General features: G+C 64.2%; 22 protein-coding genes and 1 pseudogene. 12 read left to right on the forward strand and 11 right to left on the reverse strand.

What is annotated here, in order from left to right:
• Nucleotides 1-297: 297 nt before the first annotated feature.
• Nucleotides 298-2,160, reverse strand: coding sequence for an MOSC and FAD-binding oxidoreductase domain-containing protein (locus tag QCE69_RS20655; RefSeq protein WP_309932657.1), 1,863 nt, complete (start codon nt 2,158-2,160; stop codon nt 298-300).
• 427 nt (nt 2,161-2,587) lie between these two features.
• Complete coding sequence (locus QCE69_RS20660) at nt 2,588-3,379, reverse strand: helix-turn-helix transcriptional regulator (RefSeq protein WP_309932659.1); 792 nt, start codon at nt 3,377-3,379, stop codon at nt 2,588-2,590.
• A gap of 97 nt (nt 3,380-3,476) precedes the next feature.
• On the opposite strand from QCE69_RS20660, the gene QCE69_RS20665 reads away from it, so the two are divergent.
• From QCE69_RS20665 to QCE69_RS20675, 3 genes are read left to right on the forward strand one after another with little or no spacing between them, the layout of a single operon-like run.
• Complete coding sequence (locus tag QCE69_RS20665; RefSeq protein WP_409021216.1) at nt 3,477-4,439, forward strand: DMT family transporter; 963 nt, start codon at nt 3,477-3,479, stop codon at nt 4,437-4,439.
• Nucleotides 4,436-5,254 carry an NAD(P)H-dependent oxidoreductase gene (locus QCE69_RS20670; protein WP_309932661.1) on the forward strand — a complete coding sequence of 273 codons (819 nt, stop codon included), beginning with the start codon at nt 4,436-4,438 and terminating at the stop codon, nt 5,252-5,254. The genes QCE69_RS20665 and QCE69_RS20670 overlap by 4 nt, the downstream gene beginning before the upstream one ends.
• A 32-nt stretch (nt 5,255-5,286) precedes the next feature.
• Entirely contained in the window at nt 5,287-5,580 is a 294-nt protein-coding gene (locus QCE69_RS20675) for a DUF1330 domain-containing protein (RefSeq protein WP_309932662.1), read from the forward strand.
• 302 nt (nt 5,581-5,882) lie between these two features.
• Here the strand turns inward: QCE69_RS20675 and QCE69_RS20680 are convergent.
• A pseudogene (locus QCE69_RS20680) lies at nt 5,883-6,173 on the reverse strand (methyl-accepting chemotaxis protein); the annotation flags it as partial.
• Nucleotides 6,174-6,696: 523 nt separating this feature from the next.
• Between QCE69_RS20680 and QCE69_RS20685 the strand changes: the two are divergent.
• From QCE69_RS20685 to QCE69_RS20720, 8 genes are all read left to right on the forward strand, one after another.
• Complete coding sequence (locus QCE69_RS20685) at nt 6,697-7,428, forward strand: gluconate 2-dehydrogenase subunit 3 family protein (RefSeq protein ID WP_309922503.1); 732 nt, start codon at nt 6,697-6,699, stop codon at nt 7,426-7,428.
• 4 nt (nt 7,429-7,432) lie between these two features.
• On the forward strand, nt 7,433-9,211 hold the full coding sequence (locus QCE69_RS20690) for a GMC family oxidoreductase (protein WP_309932665.1): 1,779 nt from the start codon (nt 7,433-7,435) through the stop codon (nt 9,209-9,211).
• A gap of 10 nt (nt 9,212-9,221) precedes the next feature.
• Nucleotides 9,222-10,595 carry a cytochrome c gene (locus tag QCE69_RS20695; RefSeq protein ID WP_309932667.1) on the forward strand — a complete coding sequence of 458 codons (1,374 nt, stop codon included), beginning with the start codon at nt 9,222-9,224 and terminating at the stop codon, nt 10,593-10,595.
• A 222-nt stretch (nt 10,596-10,817) separates the two neighbouring features.
• Entirely contained in the window at nt 10,818-11,591 is a 774-nt protein-coding gene (locus QCE69_RS20700; protein WP_309922511.1) for a class II aldolase/adducin family protein, read from the forward strand.
• A gap of 11 nt (nt 11,592-11,602) precedes the next feature.
• Nucleotides 11,603-12,586: an aliphatic sulfonate ABC transporter substrate-binding protein gene (locus tag QCE69_RS20705; protein ID WP_309922514.1), complete on the forward strand. Its 984-nt coding sequence runs from the start codon at nt 11,603-11,605 to the stop codon at nt 12,584-12,586.
• 19 nt (nt 12,587-12,605) lie between these two features.
• Nucleotides 12,606-13,421 (forward strand): ABC transporter permease subunit, encoded by an 816-nt coding sequence (locus QCE69_RS20710; RefSeq protein WP_309922517.1) that lies wholly within the window; start codon nt 12,606-12,608, stop codon nt 13,419-13,421.
• A gap of 3 nt (nt 13,422-13,424) precedes the next feature.
• Nucleotides 13,425-14,147 carry an ABC transporter ATP-binding protein gene (locus QCE69_RS20715; RefSeq protein ID WP_309932669.1) on the forward strand — a complete coding sequence of 241 codons (723 nt, stop codon included), beginning with the start codon at nt 13,425-13,427 and terminating at the stop codon, nt 14,145-14,147.
• A 24-nt stretch (nt 14,148-14,171) separates the two neighbouring features.
• Nucleotides 14,172-15,359: an acyl-CoA dehydrogenase gene (locus tag QCE69_RS20720; protein WP_309932670.1), complete on the forward strand. Its 1,188-nt coding sequence runs from the start codon at nt 14,172-14,174 to the stop codon at nt 15,357-15,359.
• Nucleotides 15,360-15,410: 51 nt separating this feature from the next.
• Here QCE69_RS20720 and QCE69_RS20725 read toward each other — a convergent pair whose 3' ends face one another.
• Genes QCE69_RS20725 through QCE69_RS20755 form a run of 7 tightly spaced genes read right to left on the reverse strand, consistent with a single transcriptional unit; the run spans nt 15,411 to nt 23,274 of the window.
• Nucleotides 15,411-16,709 (reverse strand): NtaA/DmoA family FMN-dependent monooxygenase, encoded by a 1,299-nt coding sequence (locus tag QCE69_RS20725; RefSeq protein WP_309932671.1) that lies wholly within the window; start codon nt 16,707-16,709, stop codon nt 15,411-15,413.
• Nucleotides 16,710-16,723: 14 nt separating this feature from the next.
• Nucleotides 16,724-17,953, reverse strand: a complete 1,230-nt coding sequence (locus QCE69_RS20730; protein ID WP_309932673.1) for an acyl-CoA dehydrogenase family protein — start codon at nt 17,951-17,953, stop codon at nt 16,724-16,726.
• 19 nt (nt 17,954-17,972) lie between these two features.
• Complete coding sequence (locus QCE69_RS20735; protein WP_309932674.1) at nt 17,973-19,043, reverse strand: ABC transporter substrate-binding protein; 1,071 nt, start codon at nt 19,041-19,043, stop codon at nt 17,973-17,975.
• Between the two features lie 43 nt (nt 19,044-19,086).
• The gene (locus QCE69_RS20740; protein WP_309932675.1) at nt 19,087-19,905 is read right to left on the reverse strand and encodes an ABC transporter permease; all 819 of its coding nucleotides are present in this window, start codon (nt 19,903-19,905) and stop codon (nt 19,087-19,089) included.
• Nucleotides 19,902-20,807 carry an ABC transporter permease gene (locus QCE69_RS20745; protein WP_309922536.1) on the reverse strand — a complete coding sequence of 302 codons (906 nt, stop codon included), beginning with the start codon at nt 20,805-20,807 and terminating at the stop codon, nt 19,902-19,904. Before QCE69_RS20745 ends, QCE69_RS20740 begins: the two co-directional genes overlap by 4 nt.
• A complete protein-coding gene (locus QCE69_RS20750) occupies nt 20,804-21,880 on the reverse strand; it encodes an ABC transporter ATP-binding protein (protein WP_309922539.1) in 1,077 nt (358 codons plus the stop codon). The genes QCE69_RS20745 and QCE69_RS20750 overlap by 4 nt, the downstream gene beginning before the upstream one ends.
• A gap of 26 nt (nt 21,881-21,906) precedes the next feature.
• Entirely contained in the window at nt 21,907-23,274 is a 1,368-nt protein-coding gene (locus QCE69_RS20755; protein WP_309932676.1) for an LLM class flavin-dependent oxidoreductase, read from the reverse strand.
• 248 nt (nt 23,275-23,522) lie between these two features.
• Between QCE69_RS20755 and QCE69_RS20760 the strand changes: the two genes are divergently transcribed.
• Nucleotides 23,523-24,272 (forward strand): SDR family oxidoreductase, encoded by a 750-nt coding sequence (locus QCE69_RS20760; RefSeq protein ID WP_309922545.1) that lies wholly within the window; start codon nt 23,523-23,525, stop codon nt 24,270-24,272.
• A gap of 24 nt (nt 24,273-24,296) precedes the next feature.
• On the opposite strand, the gene QCE69_RS20765 is transcribed toward QCE69_RS20760, so the two are convergent.
• A complete protein-coding gene (locus QCE69_RS20765) occupies nt 24,297-25,565 on the reverse strand; it encodes an FAD-dependent oxidoreductase (RefSeq protein WP_309932677.1) in 1,269 nt (422 codons plus the stop codon).
• Between the last annotated feature and the right edge of the window lie 51 nt (nt 25,566-25,616).

A 25,616-nucleotide genomic window follows, 5' to 3' on the forward strand; every position in this document is an offset into this window, starting at 1 on the left:
GCAAGGGCTAAAGCTCGATCGCGATGCGCATGGCAAGAGCTACCCGCAGGTCGTCGAATTCACACCGATGATCCGCACGCCGATACGCTGCTCGCGCACTATGAGTCGGACGATCCGGCCTCACTGCACTATCGCGATGGCACGCGGCGCTGCGTCAAGGCGTGGTCGCGCTCTCCGTTCAGCGAGCGCGAGGTCGAATTGTCGCCGGGCATGCTGTCGAGCATGCTTACCGACGAGCGGACTGAGCGCTGAATGTTGCTCGCAAGTTTCCGCCGTGCGGGTCGAATTGCCGATGGCTTACAGATCGACGACGATGTCCCGAACCGGCTGCGCGCAGCAGATGAGCAGGTTGCCTTCGGCGGGTCGGTCGAGCGGCTCTGCCTCATAGGCCACCGTGCCCGACACCAGACCGCTTTCGCAGTTGTGACAGACACCCGTGCGGCACGACCACCGCACGGGAACGTCGCAGGCTTCAGCCAGTTCGAGAACGCTCTGGTAAACCGACCGATCCCAGTGCGCGGTAATGCCGCTCCTTGCGAACGACACCAGCGGCCCCGTGTCGGCATCGTCCTTCGGCACATGGGGACTGCGTTTCGCCGCTCCGACGATGCCCGGATTCAGCGATTCGCCGCCGTTGAACATTTCGGCGTGAATCCGTTCCGGCCCCACGCCCATGCCGGAGAGCGCCGCTTTCACATCGTCCATGAAGCGCAACGGTCCGCAAACATAGATGTCCGCGTCGCGCGTGATACCAGCCCCGCTCAGAACCGCGTGCGAGAGGCGCCCGGTCGCGTCGAAATCAACTCCCTCGCGATCGCCCGAGGCAGGCTTGCTGTAACAGACGTGGCTGCGTCCGTGGGCGAGCGTGGATATCAGACCGCGAGCTTCGGCGGCGAACGGATGATGCTGTCCGTCGCGCGCGGCGTGCATCCACAAGACCGGCCGCGTCGAGCGTGCCGTCGAAAGCGCGTGCAGCATCGAGAGAACCGGCGTCGCGCCGATGCCCGCGCTGAGCAGCACCACGGGTCCGTCGCCCGACTGCAGAAGGAAGCTGCCGCGCGGCGCGCTGACGTCGATCGTATCGCCAACGCGCACGTGCTGGAGATATGACCCGGCTGCGCCACCCGGCTCGATCTTCACGCTGATCCGGTAGCTCTCCAGTGAAGGCCCGCCTGAAATCGAATAACTGCGGAAAAGCGGCGGTCCGCCGGCCGTTCGCTGCAGACGCAACACCAGAAATTGCCCCGGTAGAGCGGGTGGCAGCGGACGACCATCCGCATTTTTGAAGTTGAGCGAGAGCACGTCGGCGGATTCAAATTTGACTGCCGAGACCTTGAGTGGCTGGAAACCCGGTGCGGCGGCATTCGCTGCGGCTGCCGCCGCGAGCCCGGGATTTCCGCCCTTCGCGCCGTCCTTGAGAAGCGCCTCAAAAGACCGCCGCCACCCCGGCGACAGCGCTTCGATCCGCAACGCTCGCTCCAGTTGATCGCGCGGATGATGAGCTGAGTAAAGCAGCGCATTGACCTGCGTGACGCTCATGCGCTCTTCGGCTTCACCGATCTTCACGATCTCGTCGCCCGCGCCCACGTCGCCCTCCTGCAGGACGCGTAAGTAGAAGCCGGGTCGTCCGCTCGATGTGAGCAGGGCGGGCATCCGCGGATCGTTCATGCGGATACCGACGCGATAGCAGGTTACACGGGGCTGCGTCACTTCGAACAGCGCGCCGCCGATCCGATAGCGGTCGCCGATGCACGCATCGGAATCGGGCAGTCCTTCGATCGTGAAATTTTCGCCGAACTGTCCGCAGGCAAGGTCGTTGCGCTTCAATTCCGCCTGCCAGTAGCGCGACGATTCGATCTGGTAGACGAAGACGGCACGCTGCTCGCCGCCGTGGCCCGCCAGATCGCCTTGGCCGTCGCCATCGAGGTTCAGCCGTCCGACGTGGCACCGGCCGCGCACGGGTTTTTTCCAGATGCCGGTATGCACCGTGCGGCCTTTCCACTCGATGTCGCGCGGAAGCCCGACATTCACCGATAGTAGTCGCGCCATGGTCATCACCGCTCGATGTTTTCGCACGGCACTTGCCCGCGCGGAGTGAAGCCCGATTGGCAGAGCCACGATCTCGGGTCGGTCTTTCAGCGTGATCGATGATACGGACAAGTCGTTAGTCCGCCTAGTTTAAACATGCTCGCGGGAGAATGCCGGGGCCGTGCCATCGACAAATCCGCGGCACACAGCCGATCGCCGGGTTCGCGATCGATATGATTGGTCCGTTAGGAACGGTCCGTCACCCATGATGAGCAGGAAATGGGCGTTGCGTAGGCCAAGAGTGTTTGCTGGCGATGACTCAATACAATAAAACTGCACTGTCGGTGAGTCCCCGTAGCGCCACGCATCTCTTCGGTTCGTTGGATACGCAAAGATTGGTCTTGAACGCCGCGCGGAATTCCCTCGCTGCGCACGTAACGAAGAAGTCGGCCAGGAGCTGCCGCTCGTGAAATTCAACGAAGCGTCCGGTTGCAGGCACAGAAGCGATCCTGAATGTCACGATTGCATTCAAGCCTTTCAAAGACGCGCCGATACTCACTCATGCAACAAAGCGCTTCGGGCTCGATCCCGTTAAGCGCCGAAACATCGCGATAAATGCCGACGATGAGGCATAACCCAGATCAAATGCGACCGATTCGACGCTGCGGCCATCCCTGAGCATAGGCAACGCCGCAACAAAGCGCAGCCTCTGTCGCCACTCAGTCAACGACATGCCAAGTTCGGTTTGGCATCGGCGCATCAGCGTACGTTCAGTCAAATTGACCATGGCCGCAAGTTCGATGATGGTGCGGTTATCAGCGGGATCATCGCGCAGCAGTTGCAAAATCGTGTTGAGTTCCGGGTTGACGCTGTGTGGCACAAAGCTGCCGGTTGCCCTGCAAACCGAAAGCTGATCGACCAGCACGCGCAGGAGCCGCGCGCGGCCTGGCTCGTTGCTAGTTCCATCGGGCAGGTCGCGTAGGTGTTCGAGTATTGAGCGGACGAGCGGCGTAACCATCACCGCGCATGAAACATCGGGCATGCCGTGACACAGATCACGGCGTATATAAACCGAGCAATGCACGGCCTCGTGATGATTGAATCCCGTGTGTTCTACCTCGGGAGCGATCCATAGCCCGAGGTGCGGTGGCGCGATGAAGTGAGCATTGCCGGCCTTAACCTCTGTAACACCGCTGTACGAATAGACGAACTCGCCCCATGCGTGACGCAGCACCGGATACGTAGCATGCGCTGGCATGCGTTCCGTGCGAAAAAAGACCGGGGCCGGCAGCTGGTCAGTAAAAGGCGGTTGTCGAACATGTGCTGTTGGAACCTGGATGCCGCGTTGCATGAACTGACGTCCTCGATGGATCGTTTGTCAGTTTTACACTATATCGTGCCAAATGTTTCAGTCAATACTGTGAACTGTTTGGTTCCGGATACTGCAGATGAGGAAGGCGGTGGATAGTCGGGCAGCTCTAGTCATGGTCGGACTGTGCATGACATGGAGTCTCCAGCAGGTGGCGCTCAAGGCGTCGGCAGCCGACGCGGCACCTGTTTTCCAGCTTGCATTGCGTTCCGGCGTCGCCGCCGCGATGGTTCTTCTGTATGCGCGAATCGTCGCGCGAGATCGCTGGCTCAAGGGCGGGCTCCTGACACCGGCAGTTTCGGTCGGCTCCCTCTTCGCACTCGAGTTCCTGCTTGTAGCGCAAGGCTTGAACTGGACCAGCGCCTCACACATGGTCGTGTTTCTGTATACGGCGCCTCTTTTTGCGGCGCTTGGTTTGCACCTGCGATTGCCCGATGAACGCTTGAGTCGGCTGCAGTGGAGCGGAATGAGCCTGGCTTTCGTTGGAATCGCGCTGGCCTTTCTCGTGCCCGCAATGCTTGAACCGGAGCATGGGCGGGTCGCATTGTGGATGCTGGGCGATCTGCTTGGCCTCTGTGGTGGCGTGACTTGGGGCATGACGACCATCGCGGTACGAACAAGTCGCATGAGCGAAGCCCCTGCCACGCAGACGCTGTTCTACCAGTTGTCCGGCGCGTTCGTGATTCTGCTGCCTGCGGCCATAGTGCTCGGGCAGACACGCTTCCATGCGTCGCTCGTGCTCTGGTCGAGTCTCGCATTCCAGACCGTATTTGTCTGCTTCGGCAGTTTCCTGATCTGGTTCGCGATGTTGCGCCGATATCTGGCTTCGCGCCTCAGTGTGCTGTCGTTCATGACCCCTCTGTTCGGGGTGCTGTGGGGCGTGATCCTGCTAAACGAGAGACCGAGCGCCGCATTTGCGCTGGGCGCGGTGCTGGTCTGCGCAGGTTTGATCGTGGTGAACGGCGACACGCGGATCGAACCCTGGCTGCCGCGCTCCTGGCGTCGTGGCCAACACTCCTCAACTAGAACGGATCACCGATGAATGTCCTGATTGTCTATGCTCACCCGGAACCACGCTCGTTCAACGGAGCACTCAAGGACGCGGCGGCGCACACACTGGCGTCAGCCGGTCATGAAGTGCAATTCAGCGATCTGTATGCCATGCGGTGGTCGCCAGCGCTCGGCGAAAGTGACTTCGCCGGCGGACGCGCCGATGCCGGCTATCTCGACCTGCCGCGCGAGCAGGAGCATGCTTTCGCTGCATGTTCGCTTTGCGAAACCGTTCGCACCGAACAGGTGAAAGTGGAATGGGCAGATTTGATGGTTTTCCAGTTTCCGTTGTGGTGGTTCTCAATGCCCGCCATTCTCAAGGGATGGGTCGATCGCGTATTCAGCCGCGGCTTCGCGTATTCGGCCGGACGAAAGTACGGATCGGGGCATTTCAAGGGCAAGCGTGCGATGCTCTCCATTACGACCGGTACTGCGAGCACGTTATACGAGCCAAACGGAATAGACGGGGACATGCTGCACGTGCTTTGGCCTATCCACAACGGCATTCTTGCGTACACCGGCTTTACGGTCCTGCCGCCCTTCATCGCATGGATGCCCGCCAGAGTGTCTGCTTCAACGCGGGCGAGCTATCTCGACGAATACGCGCTGCGTCTGCAGAACCTCGATCGGGACGAACCGCTATTTTTTCATCCATGGCGCGACTATGACGATACGCAGCGGCTCAAACCCGGGGTCAAGGCGCGCTCGAGCGTGCAATGGAACACCCGCGCAGGGCAGACATTCGAGACAGCTGCCGAGAGTTATCTCTCATCGCCCGGGGCGAACGGTAAGCAGCAGGACGCGTGACGATAGAGTTCGGACTTTTTTTTGGAGGTTACATGAAGGGTTACTGGATTATATTCGTCGGTGACGTCACCGACGAGGACGCCCAGAAGCAATATGGCGCGTTGTGGAAACCGATCGCCAAAAAGTATCAAGCGACGGTGAAGGCGTTGGATACAGCAAGCACGCTAAAAGAGTCGAATGGAACGAGTCGCGTCGTGGTGGTCGAGTTTCCGTCGCTGGAAGCGGCAAAAGCCTGCTACGAAGGCAGCGCTTATCAGGATGCCAAGCAATTCGCAGTGCGCGCGTCGCAGCGCGAGCTGGTGATCATCGAAGGGGACATTGCCTGACCACCTCTTGCGGTCTCGCAAGTCTCTAACGCTCAAGATCAGTCTGTACCTGGTGGCGGCGATGGGTTCCTAAGCGGACATACGACGCGGACGAACGAAGGTCGCTTGTGGGTCGAAAGCCCTCATTCGTATCGGCGGCCGCGAGATCCCCATTCATCACGCTTTCGCGAAACAGGCACGCGGATGCGACCACGTTCCGGAAGCTCGACCGTGGACTTCGCGCTAACTGACGCCTGCCATACACGGTCGATGCCTGCAAGTTTCCTGTCGGCCGCTCGTGAACGTCGGAAATCGCCTGCCGCTTACGCAGCCGAGACAGAATCACGGTGCAGCCTGAAGACCGCGACTGCATCGCGCAAGGCCCCCGCCTGTTCAGCCAGCGCCTGGGCCGACGCCTGTTCGACGAGCGCCGCGTTCTGCTGCGTGACTTCGTCCATCTGCATGACGGCCATATTGGCTTGTTCGATGCCAGTCCGTTGCTCTTCTGATGCCGACGATATCTCGCTCACCACGCCCGTCACGCGCTGCACCGAACCCACAATCTCCGCGATCTTGCTGCCCGCATCGCGCACCAGCGTTGGGCCGGTAGCCACGATCACTCTTCCGCCGAACGGCAACCCCGGCCCCCTACCGCCATCCATTCCGAAGTCCTGGCCGGGCGTTGTTGAGCTTCTGAAGGAGCGGAACATTCCGGTGACGTGGCCGGGCCAACCTGCTCCTCAGTCACAGGACCCGCGTCTGCAGTGAACCCAGGCTTCAAACCCGCATCTGCCGCCCTCTGCGACGGATGCGCCATGAAAAAAACAAAATCTATCTTCCACAAGATAGCATCATATAGTTTATTTATTCATCCGACCTGTCTAAACTTCGCGCCAAAGAAGCGAACGCCGGATCGGGGAAAGCAACAAGGCAACAAGGCAACAAGGCATCAAAGAACCGTTCGCTCCTGCTACACACATTCCAGTCCGCCCGCCAAACCGCGAAGCCAAAACAGTCGTCCACGACACTTCGCGAAACCGGGCGCGTCCCCGCTCCGCCCTGACGTGGAGTCGCTTCCGCCAAAGAAGCGGCTGACCCCACACGCATCCCCCACAGACGACCAAGACGAGATAGAGCATGTCGAACGACAAAGAGCCGCGCCGTCGCTTTCTGCGGCAGGTGCTGGCCATCGTGCCCGCGGCCACCGTGGTCCCGGGCGCGGCGCTCACGCAGAGCGCCTGCAGCAGCAACACCACGCCGCCCGCCACGCCCGCCGCGAGCGCCAAGGCCTACGCCCCCACCTATTTCACCGATGCCGAATGGGCCTTCATCCAGGCCGCCATCGATCGCCTGATCCCCGCTGACGATCACGGGCCCGGCGCGCTCGCAGCCAATGTGCACGAGTACATCGACCGGCAGATGGAAACGCCCTATGGCCACGGCAAGCTGTGGTATATGCAGGGCCCGTTCCATCCGGATCAGCCGCCCGAGATGGGCTACCAGATGAACCTCGCGCCGCGCGACCTCTACCGCCACGGCATCAAGTCCTGCGATGACCACTGCATCAAGCAGTACGGCGGCAAGACCTTCGCGCAACTCGATCACAAGACCCAGGAAACGGTCCTCGGCGAGATGGAGCACGCGAAGATCGAATTCGACGTCGTGCCCGCGCGCACCTTCTTCTCCTACCTCCTCGGCAACACCAAGGAAGGCTTCCTGGCCGATCCGATCTACGGCGGCAACAAGGACATGGTGGGCTGGAAGATGATCGGCTTCCCGGGTGCCCGGGCGGATTTCATGGACTGGATCGATCAGCCGGGCGTGAAGTATCCGTACGGCCCGGTATCGATCGACGGCAGGCGGGGGTAAGCAGGTGGCAATCAAGAAAGACAAGGTCGATTGCGTGATCGTCGGGTTCGGCTGGACCGGCGCAATTCTCGGCCAGGAACTGACCGATGAAGGTCTCAACGTCGTCGCACTCGAACGCGGTGCAATGCGCGATACGCCGACGGACGCCAACTATCCGAAGGTCATCGACGAGCTCAAGTACGCCGTGCGCGGCGAACTGTTCCAGGACCTCTCGGGCGAAACCGTGACGATCCGTCATGGCGTCGACGATCTCGCCACGCCGTATCGTCAGAACGGTTCGTTCCTGCTGGGCAATGGCGTCGGCGGCGCAGGCTTCCACTGGAACGGCATGCACTACCGCATGCTTCCGGAAGAACTGCAACTGCGCACGCGCTATGAAGAGCGCTACGGCAAGAAGTTCATTCCTGAAGGCATGCAGGTGCAGGACTTCGGCGTGACCTACGACGAGATGGAACCGTTCTTCGACTTCGCCGAGAAGGTCTTCGGCACGTCCGGCAAGGCAGGCAATCTCAATGGCCAGATCCAGGCCGGCGGCAATGCCCTCGAAGGCAAGCGCACCTCCGAATTCCCCACGCCGCCGCTGAAGAACAGCCTCGGCGCGCAGTTGTTCGAAAAGGCCGCGCGCGAAGTGGGCTTCCATCCGTACCCGGCGCCCGCCGCGAACACCTCGCAGCCGTACACGAACCCCTATGGCGTGCGCCTCGGGCCGTGCAACTTCTGCGGCTTCTGCGAAGACTTCGGCTGCTACATGTATTCGAAGGCCTCGCCGCAGACCACCATCCTGCCGGTGCTGCTCAAGAAGCCGAACTTCGAACTGCGCACGCGCTCGCATGTCACCAAGGTGCTGCTCGCCGCGGACGGCAAGACCGCGACGGGCGTGCAGTACATCGACGCGCAAGGCCGTGAAGTCGAACAGCCCGCCGACCTCGTCATCATCGCGGCGTTCCAGATGCACAACGTGCGTCTGCTGCTGTTGTCGGGCATCGGCAAGCCGTACGATCCGCGCACCGGCACGGGCACCGTCGGCCGCAACTACGCGTATCAGATGAATGGCGCCATCAACGTGATGCTGCCCAAGGGCACGCAGCTCAATCCGTTCATCGGCACGGGCGCGGGCGGCGTCGGCATGGACGACCTGAACGGCGATCAGTTCGATCACGGCCCGCTCGGCTTCGTCGGCGGCGCGAGTGTGCGGCATATCCGTTACGGCGGACGTCCGATCAAGCAGACGCCCACCATTCCGGGCACGCCGAGCTGGGGCAGCGGCTGGAAAGCGGGCGTCACCGATGCCTATCAGCGCCACATGACCATCGGCATCTCGGGCTCGGTGATGCCGTATCGCGATGCCTGTCTCGATCTCGATCCGACCTACCGCGACAAGTACGGCCAGCCGCTGCTGCGCATGACCTTCGACTGGCACGACAACGAATACGCGATGCTCGACTACATCGGCACGCGCATGGAAGACGTGGCGAAGGCGATGAATCCGGAGAAGTACTTCCGCGCGATCCGCAAGAAGGGACAGCACTACGACACCCGCGTCTATCAGTCCACGCACACGACGGGCGGCGCGGTGATGGGGTCGTCGCCGGAAACGAGCGTCGTCAACAAGTACCTGCAAAGCTGGGACGTGCCGAACGTGTTCGTGATGGGCGCCTCCGCGTTCCCGCAGAACATGGGCTACAACCCGACGGGCATCGTGGCCGCACTCGCCTATCACTCGGCGAAGGCGATCCGCGAGCAATACCTGAAGAACCCTGGCGCTCCGCTGGTTCAGGCTTGAGGACACGGCGATGACGAAGAAACAACTCACGATGACCGCAGTGTCGTCGGCAATCGTCGCGGGCGCCGCGTGGGCCGCGCTCGCGTTCGCGCAGCAACCGGCTTCCGCGCCGCGCGTCGAAACGAAGGTCGCGCAGCCGCAGGCGCAAGCAGCGAGCGACGCCGACCGCGCACTGATCGAGAAAGGCCGCTATCTCGCGGCGGCAGCAGACTGCGTGGCCTGTCACACGGCCAAGGGCGGAAAGCCGTTCGCGGGCGGGCTCGGCATCGATTCGCCGATCGGCCGCATCTACTCGACCAACATCACGCCCGACAAGCAAACCGGCATCGGTGACTATTCGGTCGAGGACTTCGACAACGCCGTGCGTCATGGCGTCGCGAAGAACGGTTCGTCGCTCTATCCGGCGATGCCCTATGTCTCCTACGCGAAGGTCAAGCCGTCGGACGTGAAGGCGCTCTACGCGTACTTCATGCAAGGCGTGCAGCCGGTGAATCAGGCGAACCGCGCAGAGGACATCGTCTGGCCGCTGTCGATGCGCTGGCCGCTGCGCTTCTGGCGCATGGCCTTCGCGCCGGACGCAATCGCCGACGATACGCCGTTGCCCGCCGATACGGTGGCGCGCGGACGCTATCTCGTCGAAGGTCTCGCGCATTGCAGCGCATGCCATACGCCGCGCGGCGTCGGCCTGCAGGAGAAGGCGCTCACCGATGACGGCCACACCTTCCTGTCGGGCGGCGTGATCGACGGCTATCTCGCGAAGAACCTGCGCGGCGACAAAAAGGACGGTCTCGGAAGCTGGAGCGATGCAGATATCGTCGCGTTCCTGAAGAGCGGACGCACCGCGCATACGGCGGCGTTCGGCGGCATGGCTGAAGTGGTCGAGAACAGCACGCAGCACATGAGCGATGCCGATCTCGGCGCGATCGCCGCGTACCTGAAGACGCTCGCGCCCGTGGATGCCTCGTCGCAGCCGCTGACCGCGAACGCCGATGCAGCGCATGCGTTGCGTGCGGGCACGGATCGCGGCAATGGCGCAATGACCTTCGTCGACAACTGCGCGGCGTGCCATCGCACGAGCGGCAGCGGTTATGACGCGACGTTCCCGACGCTCGCGCTCTCGACCGTCGTCAACTCCGACGATCCCGCTTCGCTGATTCATATCGTGCTTCAGGGCGGCGCCATGCCGTGGACCAAGGCAGCCCCGACGCATTACGCGATGCCCGGATTCGCCGAACGTCTCACCGATCGCGATATCGCCGACGTGCTGACCTTCGTGCGCACGAGCTGGGGCAATCATGCACCGGCGGTGTCGGTGGAGCAGGTCGCGAAGGAACGCAAGGCGATCCACGCGTCGGCCCAACCGACGCGCGCTGAAAACCAGTAAGGCAGCACAGCGCGGGTATGACGATCGCGTCACGCCCGCGCCTCTCCCCTCGCCTGCCTCTTCGATCCTCGCGTCATAAGCTCGACGCGCACGCCCTGATATAGATCGAACAATCCATTCGTTTGAACGCTGCTTCGGCTGACTTATGGTCGTGCCAGTGCCGCGCGCCACTTTCACCGCGCCTGCGGCTGCACGATCCGTCACTGCAGGGAGTTCACACGCATGGCTGAAGCAGACCTTGCCGAGGTCGAACGCACTGGCCGCATCGATCTGGCCGCGGCGCATCGCATCGCGGTGATGCAGGACTTGCACGAAGGCATTGCCAATCATTTCTCGCTGTCGCTGCCCGATCCGCGCGGACGCTTTCTGGTCGCGCCCTTCGGACGTCACTGGTCCGAGATCAAGGCAAGCGACTTCCTGACGCTCGACTACGATGCGCAGCGCATCGCGGGCGAAGGCGTGGTCGAGCAGTCCGCGTTGTGCATTCATCTGCCGATTCATCAGGCCGATCCCGTACGCCACGCCGCCGTGCTGCACACCCACATGCCCTACACGACCGCGCTCACGCGTCTGGCCGATCAGCGTCTGCTGCCCATCGGTCAGGCGGAGTTGCTGTTGCTGCGCCATATCGCCTATGACGACGAATACAACGGCCTCGCCTACGACATCGGCGAAGGCCGGCGTCTCGCACGGCGGCTGGGCGACAGGAGCATTCTGTTCCTCGCGAATCACGGCGTGATCGTCACCGGTCGCAGCGTCTCGCAAGCCTATGACCGGCTGTATCTGCTCGAACGCGCGGCGCGCTTCCAGATCCTCGCGTATTCCACCGGCAAGCCGCTGCGGCTGCTGTCGCAGGAGCAGCAGGACCGGGTGCATCGTCAATACACCGAGCACGCGCGCGAAGGCGCGGCGTGGTCCGGACGTCCCTATCACGTCGAACATTTCGAGGCTCTCAAGCGGCTCGTCGATCGACACAACCCTGGCTATGAACATTGAGCGACGACAGCATGACATTCAGACCCGATCGACCTGCATCACGCAACCGTCGCAAGCTCATGGCGGGCGGCCTCGCCGCCGCGGCGGGCTTCATGATCGGCGGCCCGGCGCGCGCCGCGACGGTGCTGCGCGTGGGCGACATGAACTCCATCGGCTGGAAGGCGTTTCTCGAAGCCTCCGGCGAGGCCAAAAACCTGCCGTATGAAATCGAATGGAGCAAGTTCCCCGCGGGCCAGCAGGAACTGCAAGCCTTCAATGCCGACGCGCTCGATGTCGGCCAGACCGGCGATGTCGTGTTTCTCTTCGCCTACGCCGCCGGCTGCCCGGCTCGCGCGGTCAGCGCCATCACGTTCGCGCCGAGCTTCATTCCGCTGCTCGCGCAACGCGATTCAGGCATCAAGCGCGTGGCTGACCTGAAGGGCAGGAAGCTCGCGGTGAACGCAGGCGGCGGCCCCGAACTGATGACTTACGGCCTGCTGGACAAAGCGGGCCTCAAGCGCAGCGACGTGAATATCGTATTCCTCGATCCCACCGCAGCGAAGCCGGCGTTCGCATCCGGCGCCGTCGATGCATGGCTCACGTGGGCGCCCTACTCCACGCTCGCCATCCAGCAGAACGGCGCGTATCCGATCGCCAATCTGAGCGATGTACCGAACCTCTTCAGCGGCAACAACTTCCTGCTGGTTCACGAGAAAGCGGCGCGCGACAAGCGCGATGCGATCCGCGACTTCCTCGCCCGCAGCGAACGTGCGCAACGCTGGGCGCTCGCCAACGTCGATGCGGCAGCGGCCGCGCTCGTCAAGGACACGAAGCTCGATCCCGCCACCGCGCGCTCCCTGCTCGCCGACTTCAAGCCGACGCCCGCGCCGCTCAACGCAGACGTACGCCGCGCGCTGCAACAGTCGGCTGACGGCTTCTATCGCTACGGGATGATCAAGCAGTCGATCGGCAATATCAGCGCGGCCTTCGACGGACAGCTCGCCACCACCGCCTGAACCTTCACGGAGATTCGTCATGTCTCATCCAACGATCGCCGTCGATGCGCCACGCGCGCCGCTCGCACGGCTCAGGCCACGGGTTCGCTGGCAGCGCTTCGCGGTCCCCACCGTACTGGTTCTGGCATGGGAGCTTGCCGCCACGACCGGCTTCGTCAGCGAGCGGCGCTTCTCGTCGCCTTCGCAGATCGCCGCCACGCTATGGCAACTCGGAGCCAGCGGCGAGCTGGGCATGCATCTGCTCGCGTCGCTGGCGCGCGCGGGCACTGGACTCGCCATCGGACTCTCGCTCGGCGTGGGGCTCGCGCTGCTGGCCGGGCTCTCGCGACGCGGCGAAGACGCCGTCGATGCGCTCCTGCAAATGGCCCGCACCCTGCCGCACCTTGCGCTCGTGCCGCTGTTCATCCTGTGGTTCGGCATCGGCGAGACGCCCAAGATTGCGCTCGTCGCGCTCGGCTGCATGATCCCCGTGTATCTCAATCTGTTCTCGGGCATTCGCGGCGCCGATGCGAAGATCATCGAAATGGCCGGCACGCTCGGCCTCACGCGCACCGAACAGATTGTCCATATCGTGTTGCCGGGCGCGCTGCCTTCGTTTCTCGTCGGCCTGCGCTATTCGCTCAGCATCGCGTGGCTCTCGCTGGTGGTGGGCGAGCAGATCAATGCGTCGAGCGGCATCGGCTATCTCGCGATCAACGCGCAGAACTTCATGCGCACCGACATCATCATGGCGTGCCTGCTGATCTACGCGCTGCTCGGTCTCTTCACCGACGCCCTCGTGCGCGCCGCCGAACGGCGCCTGCTGGCATGGCGGCCCGCAGTCATCAAGGACTGAGTCATGGCGACCTGCACTCCAACCGAACCTCTGATCCGCGTGCGTCAATTGACGCGCCGCTTCGGCGAACACACCGTGCTCGACCGCCTGGATCTCGACATCGAACGCGGCGCCTTCGTCGCCTTGCTGGGCCGCTCCGGTTCCGGCAAGTCCACCTTGCTGCGCATGCTGGCCCGGCTCGACAGCGCACCCGCCGGCACTGTCCAGGTGCCCGACAAGCGCGCCGTCGTGTTCCAGGAACCGCGTCTGGTGCCGTGGAAGACGGTCGAACAGAATCTCGCGCTGGGTCTGCGCAAACCCGATGCACGCGCCGTGATTGCCGCGGCGCTGAAGGAAGTCGGCGTGGCGCACCGGCTGGATGCGTGGCCGCTGACCCTGTCGGGCGGCGAGGCGCAACGCGTCGCGCTCGCGCGTGCGCTGGTCCGCGATCCGAAAGTCTGGCTGCTCGACGAACCCTTCGCCGCACTCGACGCGCTTACCCGCATCCAGATGCAGCGGCTCATTGCGCAGGTATCGAAGGCGCACGACGCGACGGTGCTGCTCGTCACGCATGACGTCGATGAAGCGCTGCTGCTCGCGGACCGTGTGGTGATGCTGGAGCATGGCCGCATTGGCAGCGACATCGAGATCGATCTGCCGCGTCCCCGACGTCCGACTGATCCCGCCTTCGCCGCCTTGCGCGAACGTCTGCTGGCCGCGCTCGGCGTGGCCGCTGAAACCGCCTGAAGCTCCTTTACCTCATTTGAAACCGTGACTACAGCCCAACTCGAACTGAGCGACCTGCGCGCATTGCTGCCGTGGGTTGCCGAACAGGAAGCCACTCCGCACCGCGACACCGCCGCCTTCAAGGCGACGATGCAGCGCCTGAAAGACGCGCGCCTGGGCGCCTTGCGCTTGCCGCGCGACCGTGGCGGCGCGGGCATCACGCTCGTACAGTTGTTCGACTTCGTCATCGATCTGGCTGCCGCCGATCCGAACGTCGCGCATGCGTTCCGCAACCCGCTGAACTTCGTCGAAGGCCTGTTGATCGATCGCGCACGCGTGCCGGTCTATGAGACCTTCATCGATCGTGTCGCTCGCGGCGAGACGTTCGGCTCATCGGCGACGGAACTGGGCAAGCGCAACGTCGGCAACTTCGACTACGAAACCGCCGTGACGCAAGGCGCAGACGGCCTGCGCCTCAACGGCCAAAAGTTCTACAGCACCGGCAATCTGTACGCGGACCATATCCATGTCTATGCAGTCAATGCGCAAGGCAAGCCGGTCAAGGTCGTCGTGCCGGCGACACGCGCAGGCGTCCATATCGCGGATGACTGGGACGGCTTCGGCCAGCAGTTCACGGCGAGCGGAACGACCACCTACACCGACGTGCGCGTGACGCCCGACGAGATCATCGACAACGAGAACGTGACGAAGCTTCCTTATGTGGCGACGTTCGCGCAGTTGTATCTCTCGGCGGTGGTGGCGGGCGTGCTGCAACGCGTGGTCAAGGATGCCGCGCTGCTGCTCAAGTCGCGCGAACGCAACTTCTATCACGCGGTCGCGGAAGTGCCGGGCGACGATCCCTTGTTGCTGAGCGTGATCGGACGGCTCGAAAGCGTCGCGCATCTGGCGCGCGTCGGCGTACTGGAAGCGACGCAATGGCTGGAACGCGGCTTCTCTAGCGCAGCGTCCGGCGATGTCTCGTCGCATGCCTTCGAGCAAGCAGCCGCGAGCACGGCGAAGTCCAAGGTCGTCATCGATGATCTGGCCATCCGTGCCGCCGGGGAACTATTCGAAGTGGGTGGTGCATCGAGCACGCGCATTGGCAAGCGGCTCGACCGGCACTGGCGCGCATTGCGCACGGTGACCGCGCACAATCCGCTGATCTACAAGGCGCTCGCGATAGGCCGGCAGGCGACGCACGACACACCGCTGCCCAACCTCTCATACTTCTGATCCATGCAATTACGCCGGCGCAGTGCCGGCGTAATTGCAACAACAACCACATCATCCCGCGCGCACGCGTTCACGCAAAGTCGCGTGTTCGTAGGCCTCCGGACGCAGACCGCGCCGCTTCAACTCGGGCACCACGAGATCGACGAACTCGTCCATGCAGGCCGGCAGCGCATGCGTGATGCAGATGAAACCATCGCCGCCGCCTTCGTCCAGCAGCTTCTCCAGCTGATCCGCCACCTCAGCCGCCGTGCCGACCACATGCGGCCCCTGACCCGCCGCGAAATGCCGCGCGATCTCGCCAAGCGGCGTTTCCGGCGCGAAGTCCTCGGTGATGGTCGCAAGATGTCCGCGTATGCCGCTCGTCCCGCCGATATCCGGAAACGGCGCATTCGCATCGAAGCGTGAAAGGTCCGTGTTGAGAAAGGCCGAAAGCATCGTCAGGCCTGCTTCCACCGTCACGTTGCTGCGAATCGCCTGCTGCTTCTGCAACGCTTCTTCGCGCGTCTGCCCGACGATCGGCACGATGCCCCACAGGATGCGCACGTCATCGGCGTGGCGTCCGGCTTGCGTGGCTGCGCCCTTCACCTTGTCGACGAATTCGCGCATGCCGCGCGCCGAATGCCGCAAGCCGAACACGAGATCCGCGTGACGGCCCGCGAAGGCCGCACCCGCACTCGACGATCCCGCCTGCGCGATCAGCGGCCTGCCCTGCGGCGAGCGCGGCACGGTGAAGCGTCCGTGGCTCGAAAAGAACTCTCCGTCGAAGTCGATCTTCGCGACCTTCGACGGGTCCGCGAACACGCCCGACGCACGATCCGCGACGATTGCATTCGGCTCCCAGCTGTCCCACAAGGTCTGGCACAGGCGCAGATATTCATCGGCACGGCGATAACGCGTGTCGTGTTCATCGAGCGCCTGGCCGAACTGGCGCGCCTCCGGCTCGCCAGCTGTCGTGACGAGATTCCAGCCAACGCGACCTTCGGTCAGATGATCGAGCGTCGCGAACTGGCGCGCGACCCAGTACGGCGGCAGGAACGCGGTGCTCAAGGTCGTGATGAGGCCGACATGCTGCGTCACGCGCGCCATGATGGAAATCAGCGGCAACGGATCGTGACGCGGACACTGCACGGCCCAGCGCAGCGTGTCGTCGCTGTCGCCGCGATAGGTCTCGTAGATGGAGTAGGAATCGGACAGGAAGATCGTGTCGATGCCGCCGCGTTCCGCCGTGCGCGCGACATGCTCCCAATACGGCGCGCGATCATAACGATAGCCCTGGAACGAACGCGGCAGCCGCCATTGCCCGACCGTATGCGGCGACGCCGAATGCGAGAGAAAGAAAGCCAGCAGCACGGTTCGCCTCCTGGTCAGCGCGTGGACACGTTGGGGCGCTCGACGCCCAGCACATGCCGCGCGACGATGCCCTTCTGCTTGTCGACGGAATCGTGCAGCGAGAGCGTGCGCGCATTGCGCCAGTGCCGGTCCGCCGCCACGCTGCGAGTGGCCGAGCGCGCGCCGCCGATCTGGAACAGGCGCGATCCCGCTTCGATCGAACTGCCGCTCGCATGCACCTTGGCCTGATAGACGGCAACGAAGACATCGGCGATATCCGCTTCGCCGCGCGTGAAGGCGTCCATCTTGCGCGCCGCCTCGGCAATCAGCGCCCGGCTCGCCGAGAGCGCGATGCGCACGTCCGCGACATGCGCCTGGAGCGCCGGTTCTTCGGCCGCGCGCGCATAACCGTTGGTCGGCTTCTGCACGTGATGGATGAAGTGCAGCGTGTCGTCGAGCGCCGCTTCGCCGATGCCCGCGAGAATCGCCGCGAAGCCGAGCTGATAGAACGGCGCGAAGATGGCCGCCGCCGGCACGCTGGCCGGATTGCCGACAATCTGCCGCGCCTCAATGATAGTTTCATCGACAATCAATCTGCCGCTGGCCGTCGAACGCTGACCGATGCCGTCCCACGTATCCAGCACGCGCACCGCTTCATGCTCACGTGGCAGCACCACCAGCACGGACTCGGGCGGTCGGTTCGGGTCCGCGCTCACTGTCGCGCACTGGAACAGCGCGAAGCCGCAACCCACCGAGCCTGTCGCGAACGCCTTCTCCGCCTTCACGCGCCAGCGGCCGTCGGCGAGACGTTCGGCGCTCGACTTGATGTTGATGCGCTTGTTGTCATAGGTGAAGCGCTCGTCCGGTTCGGCGGCCGTGAAGCAGAAGGTCGCGCCTCGCTCGCGCACCGCCTGCGCCACTTCATCGACCAGCGTAGCTTCGCCCAGCAGTTCGAGCGAGAACAGCGCGCCCGTCTGCACGGTGAACAACTGCGCCGTGTTGCTGCATGCACGGGCTATCGCGGTAACGGTATCGAAGTAATGCGCGAAGCTCGTCGTGCGGCCGAAGTCCGCACCGCCGCGTGCGCTCGACAATCCCGCAGTGAGCAAACCGGCCTCATGCAGCGTGCGAATCTGCTCGTACGGATAAGACGCGGCTTCGTCCACTTGCGCCGCACGTTGCTTCAGCAGTGGCGTCGCAATGTCGAGCGCGCGGTGCAGGCGCGCGGGAACATCGTCGACATGCGCCGGGTCGATCTGGTTCATCGCCATGCTCCTCGTCCTGTTAGCGGCCCGACACGATGGTCCGGTTCCACAGGTCCTGCGCACGTTCATGCGCGGCCCAGAACTTGTCCCAGTTCGGGTGATAGAGCGTCTTGGCCTGCTCGGGCTTGTAGATGAGCTTGGCGGCCAGTTGCGGATCGCCGTCGATGACCGGCGTCAGCAGGCGATTGGTCGGGCCGTAGTAGAAGTCCGTCGCATTGCCCAGCTGATACAGCGCGCCATGGATCTCGTTGAGGAACTGCGCGGCGAGTTCGGGATGCGGCGTGCCCTTCACGATGTCCGCCGTCGAAGCAAAGGCAATCGAGCCTTCCTTCGGACGCACCGCGCGCGCGGGCTTATAGGCGTCCTGCAGCGCATAGGCGCGGCCATCGGCGATGACGGTCAGCCAGATATCGCCCGATTTGATGAGCTGTTCCGCCTGCTGCGAGGTCTGCCAGAAAGTACGCGCCTTGACCTTCGCAATCTCGGCGACGGCCTTGTCGAGATTGCCTTCGTCGCCGCCATTGAGTCGCGAAGTTTCGATCAGCAACGCGCGCCCCGCGCCGTTCGCGAGATCGGGCAGCGCGACGTGTCCCGCGAGCTTCGGGTTCCACAGGTCCTTCCACGAAGTCGGCGCGGGAATGCCCGCCTGCGCGAACTTGTCCGCGTTGTAGACGAAGATCGCCGACACGAAATCGAAGTCCGGGCCATAGCCTTGCGCGTTCTTCGCTTCGTCGAAAGCGAAGCGCGTATTCGGCACCTTCGCGGGATCGAACTTTTGCAGCACGCCTGCCTTGATGGCCTGCGCGCGCACGTCGCCATCGAGCAGCACGACGTCATAGGGCACGTTGCGGCCGTTCGCGGCGATCAGCTTGGCGACGTGATCGATCGACGCCCCGTCGATGAACTGCACCTTCACGCCGGTCTTGTTGGTGAAGATGTCGCCCGCATACTTGATCTGCGTCTGCGTGGACTTGCCGCCCCAAGACGACACACGCAACACGACGTCCTTCTGGTCGGCGCCTTGCGCATGCGCGACGTACGTGAAGAGAGAGGCGACCAGCGCCAACGCGAGTTTGCCGAGTACTTTCAAAATAAGCCTTTCGTAGAGAAGCGGATGGATCGATGAAGCGCACTCAGCGCCGGGAAAACATGCGTTCGAGATGGAAGAAGCGGTTGAGCACGAGCGCGAGCACCGCCCAGAAGGCGACGATCAGCGTGGACAGCGCGGTGATGGCGTTGTCGAATTCGACTTCCATCGCGTTGAAGAGCTTGACGGGCATTGTCGGACGGCCTGGGTCGCCCATGAACCACGCGACGACGACATCGTCGAAGGACAGGACGAACGCGAACAACATGCCCGCGATCACACCCGGTGCGATGAGCGGCGCTGTGATGCGCCAGAACACCTGCCACGGCGTGGCGCCGAGGCTCTGCGCGGCTTCGTCGAGCGCGCTGTCGTAGTGCGCGAAGCTGGCGATCACGGCGCGGACCACGAGCGGAAACGTGAAGACGGCCTGCATCAGCACGATGGCGGCCGTGTTCCCGTTCAGGCCGATGTCCTGGAACTGCGCGGCCAGCATGAAGAACTTGAAGCCCGCCACCGCGATGACGATGGTCGGCACACCGAGCGGCGCAACACACAGCGCATTGACGAGGCCGCGGCCCACGAAGCGCCCGCGTACGATCGACAGCGCGAGCGGCACGCCGACGGCAGTAGCGAGCGCCGTGGTCGCCGCGCCGAGCCAGACGCTGTAGCGCAGCGCGTCGTACCAGCCGGGCGCAATGCCGCGATACCAGGCAAGGGTCCAGTCGCTCGGCGGAAACGCGAGCGCGCCGCTCTTCGAAAACGATGCGCCGACAATGCCGACGAACGGCAGCAGCAGGAACACCGGCACCGCGAAGATCGCGATGCGCAGAAGCCATTTCGGCAGGAAGGAAGCGACGGCGTTCATGTGCGCGCTCCGCTCACGCGCAGCGCGAGCCACATCGACGCGAGCGCGGCGAACATCGTGAGCATGGCCGCGGTGGAGCCGACCGGATAGTTGAGTACGTTATGCATCTGTTGATCGATATAGAGCGCCATGAACATCACGCGATGCCCGCCGAGTATTCCCGGTGTCACCAGCGCGCTGATCGCGGCCATGAAGACCATCGACGCGCCCGCCGCGAGTCCGGGCCGGCACAGCGGCAGCACCACGCGCACGAAGGCTTGCGCGGGCGTCGCACCGAGATTGATGGCGGCCTCTTCGAGCGCCGGATCGATCTTGCGGATCGCGCCGGTCAGCATCAGCACCATGAAGGGAAACTCCACGTGCACCATGCCGATCAGCGCGCCGATATAGTTGAAGATCCATTCGAGCGGCGTCTTGATGACGCCGAGCGCGAGCAGCACGCTGTTGAGCATGCCGTGCTCGGTCAGCACCGGAATCCAGCCGAGATTGCGGATCACCGCGCTGATGAGCAAGGGCAGCACGGTGACGAAGAGCATCGGCGTGCGCCAGCGTGAGTGTGTGCGCGCCAGCCAGTAGCTGAACGGAAAGCCGCACACCGCGCAGATCAGCGCGGTCAATGCGCCGAAGCCCAGCGTATCGAGCAGGATATGCAGGTAGTACGCGTCCGACAGGAAGCGCACGTAGTTCGCGAGAGTCCAGGCGTCATCGACCCGTCCCAGCGAACCGCCGCCATGCAGCGACAGCACCAGCAGATAGCCCAGCGGCGCCACGAAGAACACGCCGAGGAAAGCGAGTCCCGGCAACGCGAGCGCGCCATAGACCGCCTGCCGCCGCCGTTCCAGGGAGGGCTGCGCAGGTGCACGGGCGAGCTCCGTCGCGACGAGCAGCGTGTCGTCGCTCATGCGGACACCTCGTCATGCAGCAGGACGCCGTCGCCGCGCTCCCAGCCCAGCGCGACATGCTCGCCGGGCGCGGGCGCGGCGCGGCCGGTGGTGCGCACGATGAGCGGATCGCCGGCAGATGTGCGCACTTCGAGATACCAGCCGTCGCCGGCATAGGTCGCGAGTTCGACGCGGCCCTGCACGCGGTTCGCCGCGCCTTCGCCCATCCTGATGCGTTCCGGCCTGAGCGCCAGCAGCAGCGGATCGCCGGGCCGGGGCGCGGGCCGGCCTTCGAGATCGACCTCGAAGGTTCCGGAGGACCTGGCCCTCACATGCAGGAGGCCGTTGCCGTCCACGTGCGACGCCGCGACTTCGAGCAGATTGATCTTGCCGATGAAACTCGCGACATGGCGATCCACCGGCCGGTCATACAGCTCCTGCGGCGAACCGATCTGGCCGATGACGCCCTGCCGCATCACCACAATGCGATCCGAGAGACTGAGCGCCTCGTTCTGATCGTGCGTAACGAAGATCGTCGTGATGCCGACTTCGCGCTGAATGCGCTTGATCTCGGCCTGCAATTCCTCGCGCAGCTTCTGGTCGAGCGCGCCGAGCGGTTCGTCGAGCAGCAGCACGCGCGGATTGATGACCAGCGCCCGCGCCAGCGCGACACGCTGTTTCTGTCCGCCCGACAGTTGCTCCGGATAGCGGTCGGCATAGCCGGACAGGCGCACGAGCGCGAGCGCCTCGGCCACGCGTGTCCTGATCTCCTTGCCCGCGAGCTTGCGGATGCGCAGGCCGAACGCGAGATTCTGCGCCACCGTCAGGTGCGGAAACAGCGCGTACTGCTGGAACACCATGCCCGTGTTGCGCCGGTGCGCGGGCACGCGTGTCACGTCCTCGCCGCCGATATGCACCGACCCCGCATCCGGCTGCACGAAGCCCGCGACCATGCGCAGGCAGGTGGTCTTGCCGCAGCCGCTCGGGCCGAGCAGCGTGAGGAATTCGCCGTCGCGCACGGAGAGCGAAACCGAATCGACGACGGGTGCGCCGCCATAGCGCTTGACGACGTTGTGCAGCTGGACAGTTGCCATGATGAATCCTTCTTCGCAAGCCGCGTTCAAATGGAGCGATAACGCGCGCCCGGATGGGTGTCGCGCAGATGCGGCCCGCGGCCCGCGAACAGCTTTTCGCGCAAGGTGCCCTCGGCATAAGCCGTGCGATAACGCCCCCGGTTCTGCAACTCGGGCACGACCAGATCGACGAAGGCATGCAGGCTTTCCGGCATCACGGTGCGGCGGAGGTTGAAGCCGTCCACGCCGGTTTCATCGGCCCATGAGATCAGCTGATCAGCAACCTCGGCGGGACCGCCGACGATGAACGGTCCACGCCCGCCGGTCTGGTCGAAGCGCGTCATGTCGCGCGGCGTGATGGGCCGCCCGGCCCGTTTCGTCAGATTCTCGACGGTCGATTGCAGCGCGTTGCTCTTCACATAGCGGATCGGTTCGTCAAGATCCATGGCCGCGAAGTCGATGCCTGTCCATCCCGATACCAGCGCCAGTTGCCCGAGCGTATCGACGTATTCCGCGTATTCAGCGTGCAGTTCGCGTGCTTCCTGCGACGTGGGCGCCACCACCACGGTCGCACCGAGATAGAGCAGCAGATCGTCGGCGGCGCGGCCGGCATCGACCGCATGCGCGCGGATGTCGCGCGCCGCAGCCGCCACTATGGCGGGCGTCTGGCCTTCGAGGAACACGCACTCGGCATGCTTGCCCGCGAACGCCTTGCCGCGTCCGGATGCACCGGCCTGGTACAGCACCGGCGTGCGTTGCGGCGAGGGCTCGACGAGATTGAAGCCATCGACGCGGAAATACGGCCCTTCATGCTGCACACGGCGGATGCGCGACGGGTCCGTGTACGGCTTGCCCGCGCGCCTGTCGCGCACCACGGCGCCATCCAGCCAGCTTCCTTCCCACAGCTTGTAGACGGCCTCCAGAAAGTCTTCGCCGGCCGCATAGCGTTCGTCGTGCTCGCGCGCCTTGTCGAGTCCCATGCCGCGCGCCGCGCTCTCCAGATAGCCAGTGACGACGTTCCATCCCGCGCGTCCGCCGGTCAGGTGATCGAGCGTCGAGAAACGCCGCGCGAACTGGTACGGATGCTCGTAGGTCAGGTTCGCCGTCACGCCGAAGCCCAGGTGCTTCGTCGCATGCGCCATCGCGGGCACGGTCAATAGCGGATCGTGCGACGGCGATTGCGCAGCCGAGAACAGCGTGGCGTCCACGCCGCCGCCATGGACATCGTAGATGCCGAAGACATCGGCGAGGAACATGCCGTCGAACAGGCCGCGCTCGGCGGTCTGCGCCAGCTCGACCCAATAGCCGAGCGTGTTGTGTTCGAGGGAGCGGTCGCGCGGATGCCGCCAGAATCCGGCCCACGAATGCGCCGGGGCATTCATGTGAAACGCGTTCAAATGCAGATGTGTGGTCATGTGCGGGCCTGCGGTCAACAGTCAGCGGTCAGCGCCGACGAATTCGGAGCCATACAGACTAGGAGCGCGCGGGCCTGCGACCAACCAAGTTCATCTGCTAAGTAAAGCGCGCCGCGGCTGCATTGGGCATGGCAAGCCGGGTGGATAACTTAGCCATGCGAGGATCGGAAGCTTTCGCAAAATCATCCGTTGGTTCCGTTCGCGCGACGCAGCACCATGGCAGGCTTTCAGCCACGGTGACTTCAACCATGTCCAGTCAGGATCAGGAACACTTCAAAGACCGCGTGTACTGGGTCACGGGCGCTTTCGGCGCGCTCGGCGCGGCCACCGTGCGGCGGCTCGCCGAGGCGGGCGCGCATGTGGTGGCGTCGTCGCGGAATGTCGACGACACGCTGTTCGCCGACTTGCCGCGCGTCGTGCCCTTATCGGTGGATGTCGCCGACGATGCGCGCGTGCGCGAAGCATTCAGGCAGATCGAAGAGCGCTTCCAGCGTCTGGACGGCCTCGTGCTGAGCACGAATGTCGGCGCGTTCGGCGATTTCCTCGATCTCACCGACGCCGACTGGCAACGCGTCATCGACGCGAAGCTGCTCGGCTCCGTGCGGCCCCTACGCGCCGCGCTGCCGCGCTTCATTGCGCAGGGCAAGGGGGCGGTCGTCGCGATCTCGGGACGCGGCGGCATCGCGCCGCCGCCGAATCACTTTCCGGGTTCGAGCGTGAATGCAGCCCTCGACTTGCTCGTGCAAGGACTCGGGCGCAAGTACGGGCCGCATGGCGTGCGCGTCAACGCCGTCGCGCCGGGGCCGATCCAGTCGCCGCGTTTCGCGTCGATGGCGTCGGGCCAGAACGACGCGGAGCCCACGCGTCTCACCGCGCTCGATGGACCGGGCACGCCGGAAGACGTCGCGTCGGCGGTAGCCTATCTGCTGTCAGATGAAGCGCGTTTCGTCACCGGCACGCGGCTGTATGTGGATGGCGGCGGGCCGCCTTATGCTTGAACCTTCGCTTCGGGCCGTGCGTCACTAGCCGCCGAAGCGCGACATCGAGAACGGATCGAGTTCGGGCACAGCCTCGCCGTGAATGGCCTTCGCCAGCAGACGCCCGGTAGTCGCGGAACCCGTCAGCCCGAGATGCCCGTGACCGCAAGCAAGCCATAGCCCGGCGTGACGCGGCACCGCGCCGAGCACGGGCATGGAGTCCGGCATGCAGGGCCGGTGGCCCATCCAGGTGCTCGATCCACCGAGCAGATCGAGCGCGGGCAAGCCTTCCTTCGCATGCCGCGCCAGCAACGCCGCGCGGCGCGGATTCGCTTGCCGCACCAGTCCGCCGAATTCCACCGTGCCCGCGATGCGCAAGCCGGTGTCCATCGGCGTGATGAAGACCTTGCGGTCGGTCAGCACAACGGTGCGGGACAGGCGCGTGCCGCTCTCCGGCACGTGGACGTGATAACCGCGTTGCGATTCCAGCGGCACACGCACGCCGAGCGGCGCGAGCAAATGCGTGGACCAGGCGCCCGCGGCCACAATCACGTCGCGCGCGAACAAGGTCGAATCGTCCGCGAGGGTCAGCGCCCAGCCTTGCGCCTCCGGACGCAATGCCTTCACTTCCGCGCGCCTGAAGCTCACGCCCGCCTGCATGACGGCGCGCGCAATCGCAAGCGCATAGCCGTGTGGATTGAGCACCGAGTGATCGTTCTCGACGAACAGGCCCAGCGTGTAGTCCCGTGAGACGTCGGGCTCCATGTCCTGAATCGCGCCGCCCGACAAACGCGTGAGCTTCGCGCCATGTTCGGTCTTGAGCGCCCAGCCAAGCGCGTCCTTGGCCAGTTGCGCATCCGAGCGGTAAAGATGCAGTTGTCCCGTCGTCCGCAGGCCGGCCGCGTAACCGGCCTCTTCCGCGAGTTCACGGTGATCCGCTTCGGCACTGTCGAAGAAAGCGCTCAGCGAGCTCGCGATCTCGCGCACGCGGCTCTCGCCCGCCGATCGCACGAAACGCCAGAGCCAGCCCGCTGCATGCGGCAAGTAGGACGGCGGCAGATAGAGCGGGCCGTCCTCGTCGCGCAGCATCGACATGGCGTTCTTCAACACGCCCGGCATCGCCAGCGGTGCGACGGAATGGTAAGAGAGCGCGCCCGCATTGCCCATGGAACATTGCGATGCAGGCTCGGCGCGATCGATCAGCGTGACGCTGCGGCCCAGTTTGCGCACGTGATGCGCGACCGCCAGGCCGACGATGCCTGCACCGATGACGGCGACGTCAGTGGAAACCGAAGAGGAAGGCGTGCTGTGCATCGAAGAGAGAAAGGTGAACGCGTCGATCAGGACTCTAGCATCGACGCGTCA

The sequence above is a fragment of the Caballeronia sp. LZ032 genome, assembly GCF_031451315.1.
GTDB lineage: Bacteria > Pseudomonadota > Gammaproteobacteria > Burkholderiales > Burkholderiaceae > Caballeronia.

Coding starts and splice junctions, on each gene's coding strand:
- QCE69_RS20695 (WP_309932667.1), top strand. CDS start 9,222: ATGACGAAGAAACAACTCACGATGACCGCAGTGTCGTCGGCAATCGTC.
- QCE69_RS20745 (WP_309922536.1), bottom strand. CDS start 20,807: ATGAGCGACGACACGCTGCTCGTCGCGACGGAGCTCGCCCGTGCACCT.
- QCE69_RS20665 (WP_409021216.1), top strand. CDS start 3,477: ATGAGGAAGGCGGTGGATAGTCGGGCAGCTCTAGTCATGGTCGGACTG.
- QCE69_RS20700 (WP_309922511.1), top strand. CDS start 10,818: ATGGCTGAAGCAGACCTTGCCGAGGTCGAACGCACTGGCCGCATCGAT.
- QCE69_RS20750 (WP_309922539.1), bottom strand. CDS start 21,880: ATGGCAACTGTCCAGCTGCACAACGTCGTCAAGCGCTATGGCGGCGCA.
- QCE69_RS20710 (WP_309922517.1), top strand. CDS start 12,606: ATGTCTCATCCAACGATCGCCGTCGATGCGCCACGCGCGCCGCTCGCA.
- QCE69_RS20705 (WP_309922514.1), top strand. CDS start 11,603: ATGACATTCAGACCCGATCGACCTGCATCACGCAACCGTCGCAAGCTC.
- QCE69_RS20715 (WP_309932669.1), top strand. CDS start 13,425: ATGGCGACCTGCACTCCAACCGAACCTCTGATCCGCGTGCGTCAATTG.
- QCE69_RS20675 (WP_309932662.1), top strand. CDS start 5,287: ATGAAGGGTTACTGGATTATATTCGTCGGTGACGTCACCGACGAGGAC.
- QCE69_RS20740 (WP_309932675.1), bottom strand. CDS start 19,905: ATGAACGCCGTCGCTTCCTTCCTGCCGAAATGGCTTCTGCGCATCGCG.
- QCE69_RS20670 (WP_309932661.1), top strand. CDS start 4,436: ATGAATGTCCTGATTGTCTATGCTCACCCGGAACCACGCTCGTTCAAC.
- QCE69_RS20765 (WP_309932677.1), bottom strand. CDS start 25,565: ATGCACAGCACGCCTTCCTCTTCGGTTTCCACTGACGTCGCCGTCATC.
- QCE69_RS20660 (WP_309932659.1), bottom strand. CDS start 3,379: ATGCAACGCGGCATCCAGGTTCCAACAGCACATGTTCGACAACCGCCT.
- QCE69_RS20730 (WP_309932673.1), bottom strand. CDS start 17,953: ATGAACCAGATCGACCCGGCGCATGTCGACGATGTTCCCGCGCGCCTG.
- QCE69_RS20755 (WP_309932676.1), bottom strand. CDS start 23,274: ATGACCACACATCTGCATTTGAACGCGTTTCACATGAATGCCCCGGCG.
- QCE69_RS20685 (WP_309922503.1), top strand. CDS start 6,697: ATGTCGAACGACAAAGAGCCGCGCCGTCGCTTTCTGCGGCAGGTGCTG.
- QCE69_RS20760 (WP_309922545.1), top strand. CDS start 23,523: ATGTCCAGTCAGGATCAGGAACACTTCAAAGACCGCGTGTACTGGGTC.